We start from the raw sequence: 13,051 nt of genomic DNA on the forward strand, positions 1-13,051 counted from the left end.
AATGCTGTTATTGATCGATAATTACGACTCATTTACCTACAACTTGTACCAATATTTTTGTGAATTGGGCACCGAGGTGGTAGTGAAACGTAATGATGAAATACAACTGGCTGATATTGAAAACTTATCACCGACTCATTTGGTGATTTCCCCCGGCCCTTGTACCCCCAACGAGGCTGGAATTTCTATCGCAGCTATTCGTCATTTTGCCGGTAAGTTACCCATACTGGGAGTGTGTCTGGGCCATCAGGCTTTGGGGCAGGCGTTTGGTGCGCGTATTGTGCGGGCGCGGCAAGTGATGCACGGCAAAACCACGGCAATTCGCCATAACGGTCAAGGTGTTTTTCGTGGGCTTAACCAACCGTTGACGGTAACCCGCTATCACTCTCTGGTGATAGCCCCCGATTCTTTACCCGATTGTTTTGAGCTGACGGCGTGGACAGAGCAACACGGGGTGATGGATGAGATTATGGGCATTCGCCATCGTACGCTGCCGCTGGAGGGGGTGCAGTTCCATCCCGAAAGCATTCTCAGTGAGCAGGGTCATCAATTATTAGATAATTTCCTTAAAAATTAGTCAGTTGAGTTAGTCTCCCTCATAAAATGATTTTTTTGTTTGCTTGCATGTGATTTTTTATGCATATTTTGTGATTATATTTTCACGCGTCAGTAATTGGCAACTAAATCTTTTATCAGGGTGGACCGCGCAATGGCAGATAAATTAGCAGTAAATCGCAGTACATTTGATCAGGTCATTTTGCCTGTTTATGCACCAGCGCAGTTTATTCCGGTAAAAGGGAAAGGTAGCCGTGTATGGGACCAGCAAGGCAAAGAATACATTGATTTTGCTGGCGGTATTGCAGTGACGGCTCTTGGTCATTGTCATCCTAAACTGGTTGAGGCTTTACATCAGCAGGGGGAAACTCTCTGGCATACCAGTAATGTCTTCACCAACGAACCTGCGCTGCGTTTGGCACAAAAATTGATTGAGGCGACTTTTGCCGACCGCGTGTTTTTTGCCAACTCAGGCGGTGAAGCGAATGAGGCAGCCTTTAAGCTGGCGCGCCATTACGCCATCGAACGTCATAGCCCTTATAAAACTAAAATCATTGCTTTTCACAATGCCTTCCACGGTCGCACCCTCTTTACGGTCTCTGTTGGTGGGCAGCCAAAGTACTCCGATGGCTTCGGCCCAAAACCCGCCGATATTATCCATGTGCCATTCAATGATTTGGCGGCGGTAAAAGCCGTTATGGATGACCACACGTGTGCGGTGGTGCTTGAGCCAATTCAAGGCGAGGGCGGAATTACCTCCGCTACGGCAGAGTTCCTGCAAGGTGTGCGCGATCTGTGTGATCAGCATAAAGCGCTGCTGGTGTTTGATGAAGTGCAAAGTGGTATGGGCCGCAGCGGGAAGTTGTTTACCTATATGCATTATGGTGTGACCCCCGATATCCTCACGACGGCGAAAGCGCTGGGGGGCGGCTTCCCCGTCAGTGCGATGCTGACCACGGAAGAGATCGCATCAGTGATGGCTGTCGGTACGCATGGCACCACCTATGGTGGCAATCCTCTGGCCTGTGCGGTCGCAGAAGCGGCATTGGATGTCATCAACACCCCTGAAGTACTTGATGGCATCGAACAGCGCCACGGCCTGTTTGTACAGGCTCTGCAAGATATCAACAGCCGGTATCCGGTGTTCGGAGATATCCGCGGCATGGGGTTATTAATTGGTGCAGAGTTAACGCCGCAATATCATGGGCGTGCGCGGGAATTCCTGACCGCAGCGGCAGCGAATGGCGTCATGATCCTCAATGCCGGGCCGGATGTATTGCGCTTGGCCCCTTCTCTGGTGGTTGAGTTGGAGGATATCAAGCAAGGCATGGCGTGTTTGGAAAAAGCCATCGCCAGTTTGGTTGATACACACTAAGCTGAAGTGAGATAAGCATTAAAAGAGAGGCACTTGGCCTCTCTTTTTGCTTTTATGTTTTGTCACGTAGCTTTCGGCTGCGCCAAATTCCGTGGTGTGGCTGTTGTTGCCATGCTAATGATGAAACAGTATGCATCACACTGAGATGTGACAGAATGCGCCGTAAATTACGTTCCATCTCAGAAAGTTGCGTGTCAGGGTCAATATCCGGCATTTGAACAAAATCGTTATTCCCCTCACTGTCATCCGATACTAACCGCTCTTGGCATTGTTGAATTGCTATCTCACATAACTGTAAATAATCCTGCGCCACCTTGATGCTCATCAGGCTATGAGCACTGTCGGAGGTGGTAGCTGATTCGGTTAGTGGATGCTCTCGCACCAGAATTGTCATCTCATTGATATGCCCCACAATAAGCTCACTGTGGGTTGACCAAAGCCGCATGTCTGCCAAATATTTTGAATTAAATCCTGGTTCTTGCATGGCCTGATTCAGTGAACTTAGCACCGCGTTACTGGTTTTATTCACCTGAAGTCGCTCATAGGCCAGTTGGCCAATATTGGGATGAGGTGTCAGTAGCAAGCGTAAGATTTTCTGATAGCTATCAAGTGCTTGATGCGCATTCTTACGCAGTAAGCCGCTTTGCCACTGAGGCCACAGCCACAAGGCACTGGCAAAGGCCAAAGCACAGCCTATCAAGGTATCGAGTAAACGTGGAACTAAGAAGTCAGCCCCTTCTCCGGTCAATAGCTGCAAGATATACACTGTAGTGATGGTTCTGCCGATAACGGACAAACCGTAGTTTTTGCGTTGCACCAGATAGCAGAGCAGGGTGATGACTAACATGATGCTTAGGGTTGTCCCTTCCGGCATCTGCAAGTGCAATAAACCCGCCGCCAATATCAACCCAATTAACGTCCCCATAGCACGGTGATGAATCCGTATCTTGGTCGCGTTATACCCGTTTTGCGTGACCAGCATGATGGTGAGCAAGATCCAGTATGGTTTAGGTAAGTGGATAAGCGTACCGATGTAGCTCCCTGCTGCCAGAGTGACACCCATACGAGCCGCATCACGCAATGGACTGGATTTCAACGATAAATAGCTGATAAATGCTGGCCAGAGAGGCTGGGATAACTGGCTGGCCATCAAGTCTCGGTCATATTGTGGGCGGCGATCACTCAGGATTTGAGTCACATGGCTGATGTGGTAATAGCAAAATTGCGCCACGGAATTGTCTGGATGTTGTTGGGCAATCTCTTCCAGCTCGACTAGCGCATTGCCAGCACTGAAATGTTCTTTAGCGCGATGGTGATAGAGAATATCGTCAGCAATGGTTCGCATCTGGGTCGAAATTTGATCCATATTGCGGTGAAGAACTGTGATTATTGGTGTTTGCTCAATCAGCTCTTGCACTTTTTCTGGCTGATTGAGTGCCGCAGTAATGTGCTCTTGTAAATCGAGCGCCATCTGGAACAAGCTCACTAGCCGTTTTTGTTCAGTTTTCGTCGCATTAGATAACAGATTAAATTGCTGATAAAGCTGATTAACTTTATCCATTATACCTTGCTGTCTGTCGAGCAATGGCGGTAGGGATTTTTCTGGCTCAAGATGCTGATCAAACAAACTGAATTTAGCATCGCAATAATCCGCCAATAAATGATAAAGCTGGCTCAAAGGTTCGCGGATAGGTTGGTCTTTGCATAATCGGAACCAAATCCAAGTAAAACCGCCGTACCAAAGGGTCCCCACGGCGCACATTAATGGCGCTTGCCAGATGGGAGCGCGACCCACCATGCTCAGGCTGAAGATGGCAGCAATTAGCGCCGCAGGCAACATGCGGCCATTGAGCGGGCTGATGGCCCCTGAAACACCCAGAACCAATGCCAGTCCCAACATCACCCAAGGCAGTGGAATATCCCACAACAATAACTGTTGAGTCAGGAAGCTGCACAAGGTAAAGAGCGCACCGCCAATAATCAGGCGGCGGAAAAAATGCTGGTGTGGGGTATCTAACGAGGCAATATTACAGCATGCGGGTATCAGGGAGAACATCAATCCCATCCGCAGATCGCCAATGGCAAAGCCCAGTGCAGCAGGCAGGCAGAGAACCAATGTTTGGCGGAGTGCATAGTTCACTTCAGGATGATAAATAAGCCGTTGCCACTTCATCTAGGCCCCAGAGATTTATTGATCATACAGCGAAGAAAACCGGTGCCGAGGGTATCGGCACCGGTTTATGGGGAATTAACGAGTGCCGTAAACGACAATCGTTTTACCGTGTGCGGAGATCAGGTTCTGATCTTCCAGCATTTTTAGTATCCGCCCCACAGTTTCGCGGGAGCAGCCAACTATTTGACCAATTTCCTGGCGGGTAATCTTAATCTGCATCCCATCTGGGTGGGTCATGGCATCAGGTTGTTTTGCCAGATTAAGCAGCGTTTGTGCAATGCGCCCAGTCACATCAAGGAAAGCGAGGTTACCCACCTTCTCAGACGTAATCTGTAAGCGACTCGCCATTTGCGAAGACAGGCGCATCAAAATATCTGGATTGACCTGAATTAGCTGGCGGAATTTTTTGTAAGAAATTTCAGCCACTTCACAGGCGGTTTTTGCTCTAACCCAAGCACTGCGTTCTTGGCCTTCTTCAAATAATCCAAGCTCGCCGATGAAATCCCCTTGGTTTAAATAGGAGAGAATCATCTCTTTACCTTCTTCATCTTTGATAAGCACCGCAACGGAGCCTTTCACGATGTAGTAAAGCGTTTCGGCCTTTTCACCTTGGTGAATTAGCGTACTCTTCGATGGATATTTGTGGATATGGCAATGAGACAGGAACCATTCGAGAGTCGGGTCTGTTTGTGGCTTGCCGAGAACCATTCGCTGTTATCCTCTGTTGTTATCGCTGCCTAACTTAACAGGGCTCAGAGTTCCCTGCGCGGCGTGCTTATAAAATACACTTTCTCTTAGCATATTAATTTGCTCAACTGCCGAAAGGTATAGCCAAGATACGTACCGGATAGAAACCCTTCACTGAGTATTGAGAAGCTACCCTATTTAATTCTAGAAACAACACTTTCGATTCTGTTTGTAGCACAGGATGAGGCGACTGTCTTGTGTTGTATCGCTTCAGCATGATGAACATCGGGTTACATTGCGAGTTTGTAAATGAAAGGGTAGTCTGAAATAGAAAATTTAACCGGGAGCAAGAGTTATGCAGGCACGAGTAAAGTGGGTTGAGGGGCTGACATTTTTGGGTGAATCCGCCTCAGGTCATCAAGTTTTGATGGATGGGAATGCGGGAGACAAAGCACCAAGCCCAATGGAAATGCTATTAATGTCAGCAGGCGGCTGTAGCGCAATTGATGTTGTTTCTATCTTGCAAAAAGGGCGTAACGATGTGCGTGATTGCGAAGTGACCTTAACTTCACAACGCCGGGAAGAAGCGCCACGTTTGTTTACGCAAATCAACCTACACTTTATTGTCAGCGGCAAAGATCTGACCGATAAAATTGTTGAGCGTGCTGTTCAGTTGTCGGCTGAAAAATATTGCTCGGTTTCTTTGATGTTGGGAAAAGCGGCAACAATTACCCACAGTTTTGAAATCCGCGAAATCGCATAAGCAAACCCTACGTACTTGAAGCTGCGAAGATGTTGGTTGCGACTTCAAGTACCAAGGATATTAATTAATCTTTTTACCTTCCAATAGTCGCTGGACGAGCGGGGCCATAATCAGCTCCATTGCTAGCCCCATTTTCCCGCCGGGCACGACTAACGTATTGATGTTCGATATAAATGACCCTTGAAGCATCGCCAGTAAATAGGGGAAATCGATTTGATCCAAACCTCTAAAGTGAATAACAACAAAACTTTCATCCAGTGAAGGAATGGCTTTGGCGGCGAAGGGGTTAGAAGTATCGACGGTGGGGACGCGCTGGAAGTTGATGTGCGTGCGTGAGAACTGCGGCGTGATGTAATTAATATAATCGTCCATGGAGCGCACCACAGAATCCATCACTGCTTCACGAGAATGGCCGCGCTCGCCGGTATCGCGCACCAATTTCTGAATCCACTCCAGATTGACGATGGGCACCACACCAACCAATAAGTCTACGTGTTTAGCCACATCATGATGCTCGGTAACGACTCCGCCATGCAGCCCTTCATAAAACAGGACATCAGTCGGTTCCGGCAATGCCTCCCATGGTGTGAAAGTGCCCGGAACTTGGTTATAGGGCACAGCCTCATCATAGGTATGTAAATATTTACGTGAGCGACCCGTGCCATGCTCGCCGTATTGTGAAACACTTTCTTCTAACTGACCAAAGTCATTGGCCTCTGGGCCAAAATAGCTAATATGTCGGCCTTGATCCCGGGCTTTACGGATGGCAGCATCCATTTCAGGGCGGGTATAGCGATGGAAGCTATCGCCTTCAATTTGTGCCGCACGGATATTCAATTGCTGGAAAATTTTGCGAAACGCCAAGCTGGTCGTTGTCGTCCCCGCGCCACTTGAGCCGGTAACGGCGATAACCGGATGTTTAGTTGACATATTAGCTATAACTCCATTGAGTGGACGGGCTGCAATTGCCTGTTTTTTTATCGTTAATGGTTATTTTTAGGGCAAAGTGTCTGGCTTGTCACCCTGATTTTTACTTGCAGGCCGTCGTGACCCAGTGAGTATTATGGCGACTCTTCGACGCCGGCCCGAAATGCGCCGCGTGGCATGATATTGATGGTTTCATGTAACTCGGACCACACGAGCACCGCTTCTCCACTCATCAATTGGCGACGCACGTCCTCAACTTTTTGTGCTAACGATCGCTCATGTTCGCCGTAATCAGTGCCTTCACGTAACACAAAAGCTTCCAGCAAATTATCCAGCGTTTCGCTGTCGATTTGCTGCCAGGGAATCATCATGACTGCTGCTCCAGATAAGGGGAAAGCCAAGTGGGAATGCGTTGTTCCAGCCACATTTGTGGGTGTTTTAATGAGCCGCCAACAAAACCCACATGGCCGCCATGTTCAGTGAGTTGATAATCAATATTATCCGGTAACTCGCTCAGGTTCGGGATAACCTCGGCCGTCATAAAAGGATCATCTTTGGCATGAATGATCAGCAGCGGTGTTGTGATTTTCGGCAGCAGCGGTAGGGCGCTGCAACGGCGATAGTAATCCACGGCATCATTAAAGCCATGTATTTTCGCTGTTATCACATCATCGAAATCTCTGATTCGCTGTAATCCTTTCAACTGAATCAGATCCAATGGCAAGCTACCGGGGTAATGCAGTAGCTTGCGGGTAGCATTCAGCTTTAACTGGTTGAGTAAATAGCGCTGATAGACGCGGGAAAAACCTTGATCCATCCGGTTTGCGCATGGCTCCAGCATGAGAGGGGCTGAAACTACGACGGCGGCTTGTAACAGACTATCCTGCCCTTGTTCAGCCAAATAGCAGGCCAGCATATTGCCCCCTAATGAGACGCCGACGGCAGCGGTAGGCGCCTGACCATAATTTTCCCGTAACCAGCGCAGGAAAAAACGGGCATCTTCTGTTTCACCGGAATGATAAATACGTGACTTACGATTTGGCTCGCCACTGCATCCGCGAAAATGCATCACCACACCCAACCACCCTTTGGCTTGGGATGCGCGCAGCAAACCGTGGGCATAGGGGCTGTAAAAATTTCCTTCCAAACCGTGGAATAACACCAGCCTAGGTTTATCGCGCGCCAGCTCAGGATTTTCACTCCAGGCTAAGTCGACAAAATCCCCATCGGGTAATTCCAGTCGTTGCCAAAAAGGTTGCAGTCGCACACGCCGCCTGACCAGCCGCGGTAGCAGTGTTTGTAGATGTGGGTTACTGGCACCGGCCAGTGGACGGAATATTTCATGCATATGATGAATGGAAATCATGTTGTTGCTCTTGTGTGATCAATAGCACACTGTTAGCTTCATGGGTATATCGCGCATCATTTTGGGTGAGAGGCACCCGTCTCATGGAACTGAGTTTATTTCTTTCAATGATAGGTTTTCTTTGGGTTGCAGCTATTACCCCGGGTCCGAACAATATGTTGCTCACCTCTGCCGGGGCCAATTTTGGTTTTATGCGCTCTATCTGGCTGATGCTTGGCATTATGTTAGGCATGCAGAGCATGTTACTGCTGGTGGCTTTTGGGGTGGGTGGCCTGATTCTTATCTATCCATCTATTCACTTGATACTGAAAATTCTGGGTAGTCTGTATCTGTTGTGGCTGGCATGGAAAATTGCCACCTCGGCTTATGAAAAGTTGGAAACCAACATCGTCCCGCCAAAGCCACTGCGTTTGTATCAAGGCTGGTTATTGCAATTCCTCAATCCAAAAGCCTGGTTGATGGGATTAGGTTCGGTCGCCAGCTTCAGTATGGCGGGAGCGGCCTATAATCATTCTATCGTCATGATAAGTCTTGGTATGTTTATGGTGAATCTGGTCGCTGGGATTATTTGGCTGGGGTTCGGCACCTTAATTGGCCGCCTGCTACGCAGCCGCCGCGCTTGGTTTACTTTTAATATTTCGATGGGCTTGCTGACGGCGGCCTGTGTGTTGTTGATTTGGCATTAGCCAATCATCGGGGCAAATTGATGGCTTATAACTATTTTCATGTGGATGCGTTTGTCGGTGTAGGGCTTTCCGGTAACCCTGCTGGGGTCTATTTGTTGAAAAAACCACTTTCAACAGAAGAGATGCAAAGCATCGCGGCTGAAATTAATCTGCCAGAAACCAGTTTTGTCTGGGATGAAGGGGATAAATCGGCGATTCGCTGGTTTACGCCAGAACGTGAAGTGGATTTATGCGGTCATGGCACGTTGGCGGCGGCACATGTGATGTTCAGTCTAGTGAATCCCGGTCTGCGAGATATTTGTTTTCGCAGTGCCAGTGGTGATTTACACGTCAAACGTGATGAAGATAATTTTGGTCGATTGTCGCTGGATTTCCCCTCACTGCCGCCGGAACAAATTGCTATTTCGACTGAGTTGGCGGCACTGCTCGGAGCCAAAATTGAGCAGTTATGGCAGGCAAAGTCTCTGTTGGTCGTATTGGAAAACGAGCAGCAAGTGCGACAGTTACAGCCCGACATCGTAGCGCTGATTGCCTATACTGGCCGCGGTGTGATTGTCACGGCACCGGGTGATCAGGTGGATTTTGTCTCTCGCTACTTTACCCTTGGCAGCAATGAAGATCCGGTGACCGGTTCTGCTCACTGTACGTTAATGCCCTATTGGGTGGCTCGGTTGGGAAGAACGTCACTGCATGCCCGTCAGATATCTGCCCGTGGCGGCGAGTTATTCTGCACATTAGCGGGTGATCGCACCTTGATTGCCGGTGATGCCCGCATATTTTTAAAAGGTGAAATATCCCTTCTGGCTTAACGTTGTAGACTATCTCTTCCGTATTTTCTTATCACATAAGGGAATAAAGAATATTTTTTTATTCCTTTTGTCATATTACTCCTTCAGGTAACACTGTCATCTCAGAGCGCCGGGTGCGCTTAGGGTCGCAATAACAGCGAATGACACAGAGTTAAATGAGCGGAGTGAACCATGGCGATAACCTTTTCTTCTACCGCAATTCGCGGTTTCTTACGATCCGGTAGTGCATTGTTGGCGCTGTCACTGGTGGTGACCAGTGCGCATGCGGTTGATGTGACTGTGGCTTATCAGACCTCCGCTGAACCGGCAAAAGTGGCTCAGGCGGATAACAGCTTTGCCAAACTTTCTGGGGCCAAGGTGGATTGGCGCAAATTTGATAGCGGCTCAAGCGTGGTCAGAGCATTAGCCTCGGGTGATGTGCAGATTGGCAATATTGGATCCAGTCCACTGGCGGTAGCCGCCAGTCAAAATGTTCCGATTGAGGTTTTCCTACTGGCTTCACAATTAGGCAGCTCTGAAGCACTGGTGGTGAAAAAAGAGATCAAAACCCCGCAGGATCTCATCGGTAAGCGCATTGCCGTGCCTTTTATCTCAACCACCCATTACAGCCTGCTGGCTGCGTTGAAGCATTGGGGTATCAAGCCAGATCAGGTGACTATACTCAACTTGCAGCCGCCCGCTATCGCAGCGGCTTGGCAACGGGGAGATATTGATGGCGCTTATGTCTGGGCTCCTGCTGTTAACGAATTAGCCAAAACAGGCACAGTACTGACTGACTCGGCGCAAGTGGGGCAATGGGGGGCACCTACACTGGATGTTTGGGTCGTTCGCAAAGATTTTGCCAAAGCGCACCCTGAGGTTGTTACTGCTTTTGCCCGTAGTGCATTAGCCGCTCAAGGGGCTTATTTGGCACAACCGGAACAATGGCTTAAAAATACAGAAAACTTGGGCCAATTGGCGCGGTTAAGTGGGGTGCCGGCAGAGCAAGTACCGGAGTTGGTGAAAGGCAATACTTACTTACCGGTAGCGCAGCAAATAACACAGCTCGGTCAACCGGTGGACCAAGCCATTCGTGATACTGCCGCATTTTTGAAAGATCAAGGCAAAATCCCTCAGGTGGCCAGTGATTACCGCGATTTCGTCACCGACCGCTTTGTGAAAGAAGTTCAGGCAGCACCACAGTCCTAGGAGCCATCATGTTAAACGTGCACGGCCTGTGGGCCGAATATCAGGGCAAACTTGCCTTACAGGATGTGTCATTGCAAATCGCATCCGGACAGTTGGTCGTGGTATTGGGGCCATCAGGTTGTGGCAAAACCACGTTATTAAATTTAATTGCCGGGTTTATGGAGCCTTCAGCTGGCAGCATCACTCTGGATGATATTCCGGTTCACGGCCCCAGTGCCGAACGGGGAGTGGTGTTCCAGCATGAGGGTTTACTGCCGTGGCGTGATGTGGTCAGTAATGTGGAGTTTGGCTTGCAACTGGCAGGGTTAAGTCAGCAACAACGGCGGGAAACAGCGCTAAAAATGCTGCACCGGGTGGGATTAGCTGGATTTGAACATCACTACATTTGGCAACTCTCTGGTGGGATGCGCCAGCGGGTAGGGATCGCGCGGGCACTGGCAGTTGATCCGCGTTTATTGCTGCTCGATGAGCCTTTTGGTGCGCTGGATGCTTTCACGCGCGAACAAATGCAGGAGTTGCTGCTGACTATTTGGCGCGATACCGGCAAACAGATTTTACTGATCACTCACGATATCGAAGAAGCCGTATTTTTAGCCAGTGAGCTGCTTTTGTTGTCACCGGGGCCGGGGCAAATTGTCGAGCGGTTATCGCTCAACTTTGGTCAGCGTTATGCCGAGGGGGAGGCTTGCCGTAGCATTAAATCTGACCCTGAATTTATTGCCCGTCGTGAATATGTGTTGGGCAAAGTCTTCCAACAAAGGGAGGCCCTAATATGAGCCTACACAACACATTACGTGGTAGCTCGTTGCCTCATCAAACGCCGCACACAACCACACTCAGCCGCCCCAAAATACGATGGCGCTTACCTATTGCCAGAGGTGTGTGGCTCAGTATTGCCACACTGGTTAGTGTTGTACTGCTGTGGTGGACAGTCACCGCGCTACAGCTTATCAGCCCATTATTCTTACCCGCCCCGCAGCAAGTACTGCATCAATTGTTGGTGATTGCCAGCCCGCAGGGGTTTATGGATGCCACGCTATGGCAACATCTGGCCGCCAGTTTGGGGCGAATCATGATCGCATTATTCGCCGCTGTAGCTCTCGGTGTGCCTACCGGAATTGCTATGGGGCTAAGTAGCACGGTACGTGGCGTATTGGATCCCCTTATTGAGATTTATCGTCCGGTCCCCCCTTTAGCCTATTTGCCGCTGATGGTTATCTGGTTTGGTATTGGCGAAACCTCAAAAATCTTACTGATTTATCTGGCGATTTTTGCCCCCATTACCTTGGCTGCTGTGGCGGGGGTGCGTAGTGTGGCGCAGGTTCGAGTCAGAGCCGCCCGTGCATTAGGGGCGAATCGTTGGCAGGTTTTATGGTTTGTTATCCTTCCCAGCGCATTGCCGGAAATTTTAACGGGCATCCGTATTGGATTGGGGGTCGGTTGGTCAACGCTGGTGGCTGCAGAGTTAATTGCCGCCACTCGTGGGTTGGGTTTTATGGTGCAATCCGCCGGTGAGTTTCTCGCCACCGACGTGGTGATTGCCGGGATCAGTGTGATTGCCATTATTGCTTTTGGCATGGAATTAAGTTTGCGGGCGATTCAACGCCGATTAACGCCTTGGTATGGAGCACAACAATGAATGAACGTCTACTCGTGACACCACTGGGGCCATATATTGGCGCTCTGGTGGAGAATATCAATATTGCTCGCCCGCTGGGCGATAGCCAGTTTGAGCAGCTTTATCATGCGTTGCTCAAGCACCAAGTGCTGTTTTTCCGCAATCAGCCTATCACGCCATTACAGCAGCGCTCACTGGCAGGTCGTTTTGGTGATTTGCATATCCACCCGGTTTATCCACATACCCAAGAGTGTGAAGAGATTATCGTGTTGGATACGCATGACAATAATCCGCCTGATAATGATAACTGGCACACTGATGTAACTTTTATCGAAAACCCACCATTGGGCGCGATTCTGGCCGCAAAGCTGTTGCCGCTTACGGGAGGTGATACCTTATGGAGCAGTGGGATTGCGGCGTATGAGGCACTCTCAGCACCGTTTAAGCAGCTATTGGCAGGTCTACGAGCGGAGCATGATTTTGCCCACTCTTTTCCAGAGCACAAACACCGCACAACGCCGCAAGAGCATCAACGCTGGTTATTGGCAAAAGAGAAAAACCCACCGCTGCTCCATCCGGTAGTTCGCACTCACCCAGTGAGTGGGCGGCAGGCACTGTTCGTCAATGAAGGATTCACTACCCGAATAGTTGATGTGAGTGATAAAGAGAGTGATGCACTGTTGCGTTTTCTCTTCGCCCACACCACCAAGCCCGAATTTCAGGTGCGCTGGCGCTGGCAGCAAGATGATGTTGCGATTTGGGATAACCGCGTCACCCAGCACTATGCCAATGCTGATTATCTGCCGCAGCGGCGCATTATGCACCGTGCCACTGTGTTGGGTGATAAGCCAGTGTATCGACCTTAATGGGCGATTTTATTGGTTATTTTGAATTTGAGCAGTGC

Annotated in this window: 14 protein-coding genes; 9 read left to right on the forward strand and 5 right to left on the reverse strand. The window is 49.4% G+C overall.

The window, feature by feature from the left end:
* Position 1 precedes the first annotated feature (1 nt).
* Together ACIOG0_RS00980 and ACIOG0_RS00985 are read left to right on the forward strand one after the other, a co-directional pair.
* The gene (locus ACIOG0_RS00980) at positions 2-577 is read left to right on the forward strand and encodes an aminodeoxychorismate synthase component II (protein WP_050099574.1); all 576 of its coding nucleotides are present in this window, start codon (positions 2-4) and stop codon (positions 575-577) included.
* A 132-nt stretch (positions 578-709) separates the two neighbouring features.
* Positions 710-1,930 (forward strand): aspartate aminotransferase family protein, encoded by a 1,221-nt coding sequence (locus ACIOG0_RS00985; RefSeq protein ID WP_050099575.1) that lies wholly within the window; start codon positions 710-712, stop codon positions 1,928-1,930.
* A 52-nt stretch (positions 1,931-1,982) separates the two neighbouring features.
* On the opposite strand, the gene ACIOG0_RS00990 is transcribed toward ACIOG0_RS00985, so the two are convergent.
* Together ACIOG0_RS00990 and crp are read right to left on the reverse strand one after the other, a co-directional pair.
* Positions 1,983-4,103 (reverse strand): YccS/YhfK family putative transporter, encoded by a 2,121-nt coding sequence (locus ACIOG0_RS00990; RefSeq protein ID WP_050099576.1) that lies wholly within the window; start codon positions 4,101-4,103, stop codon positions 1,983-1,985.
* 75 nt (positions 4,104-4,178) lie between these two features.
* Entirely contained in the window at positions 4,179-4,811 is a 633-nt protein-coding gene (gene crp / locus ACIOG0_RS00995) for a cAMP-activated global transcriptional regulator CRP (protein WP_005186183.1), read from the reverse strand.
* Positions 4,812-5,145: 334 nt separating this feature from the next.
* Between crp and ACIOG0_RS01000 the strand changes: the two genes are divergently transcribed.
* Positions 5,146-5,553: an OsmC family protein gene (locus ACIOG0_RS01000; protein WP_050099577.1), complete on the forward strand. Its 408-nt coding sequence runs from the start codon at positions 5,146-5,148 to the stop codon at positions 5,551-5,553.
* Positions 5,554-5,613: 60 nt separating this feature from the next.
* Here ACIOG0_RS01000 and ACIOG0_RS01005 read toward each other — a convergent pair whose 3' ends face one another.
* The 3 genes from ACIOG0_RS01005 to ACIOG0_RS01015 form a co-directional block, all read right to left on the reverse strand.
* Entirely contained in the window at positions 5,614-6,483 is an 870-nt protein-coding gene (locus ACIOG0_RS01005; protein WP_050099578.1) for a phosphoribulokinase, read from the reverse strand.
* A gap of 131 nt (positions 6,484-6,614) precedes the next feature.
* Entirely contained in the window at positions 6,615-6,851 is a 237-nt protein-coding gene (locus ACIOG0_RS01010; RefSeq protein WP_050099579.1) for a YheU family protein, read from the reverse strand.
* Positions 6,848-7,828: a hydrolase gene (locus ACIOG0_RS01015; RefSeq protein WP_050099624.1), complete on the reverse strand. Its 981-nt coding sequence runs from the start codon at positions 7,826-7,828 to the stop codon at positions 6,848-6,850. The genes ACIOG0_RS01010 and ACIOG0_RS01015 overlap by 4 nt, the downstream gene beginning before the upstream one ends.
* Positions 7,829-7,929: 101 nt before the next feature.
* Here ACIOG0_RS01015 and ACIOG0_RS01020 point away from each other — a divergent pair, with 101 nt between their 5' ends.
* From ACIOG0_RS01020 to tauD, 6 genes are all read left to right on the forward strand, one after another.
* Positions 7,930-8,532: a LysE family translocator gene (locus ACIOG0_RS01020; RefSeq protein WP_050099580.1), complete on the forward strand. Its 603-nt coding sequence runs from the start codon at positions 7,930-7,932 to the stop codon at positions 8,530-8,532.
* Between the two features lie 20 nt (positions 8,533-8,552).
* Positions 8,553-9,341 (forward strand): PhzF family phenazine biosynthesis protein, encoded by a 789-nt coding sequence (locus ACIOG0_RS01025; RefSeq protein ID WP_128451415.1) that lies wholly within the window; start codon positions 8,553-8,555, stop codon positions 9,339-9,341.
* A 171-nt stretch (positions 9,342-9,512) separates the two neighbouring features.
* Positions 9,513-10,529 (forward strand): taurine ABC transporter substrate-binding protein, encoded by a 1,017-nt coding sequence (tauA, locus tag ACIOG0_RS01030; protein WP_050099582.1) that lies wholly within the window; start codon positions 9,513-9,515, stop codon positions 10,527-10,529.
* An 8-nt stretch (positions 10,530-10,537) separates the two neighbouring features.
* A complete protein-coding gene (gene tauB, locus ACIOG0_RS01035) occupies positions 10,538-11,305 on the forward strand; it encodes a taurine ABC transporter ATP-binding subunit (protein WP_050099583.1) in 768 nt (255 codons plus the stop codon).
* Positions 11,302-12,168 carry a taurine ABC transporter permease TauC gene (tauC, locus tag ACIOG0_RS01040; protein WP_050139995.1) on the forward strand — a complete coding sequence of 289 codons (867 nt, stop codon included), beginning with the start codon at positions 11,302-11,304 and terminating at the stop codon, positions 12,166-12,168. The genes tauB and tauC overlap by 4 nt, the downstream gene beginning before the upstream one ends.
* A complete protein-coding gene (tauD, locus tag ACIOG0_RS01045; protein ID WP_050139994.1) occupies positions 12,165-13,013 on the forward strand; it encodes a taurine dioxygenase in 849 nt (282 codons plus the stop codon). Before tauC ends, tauD begins: the two co-directional genes overlap by 4 nt.
* Positions 13,014-13,051 lie beyond the last annotated feature (38 nt).

The organism is Yersinia vastinensis (genome assembly GCF_044905075.1).
Taxonomy (GTDB): domain Bacteria; phylum Pseudomonadota; class Gammaproteobacteria; order Enterobacterales; family Enterobacteriaceae; genus Yersinia; species Yersinia vastinensis.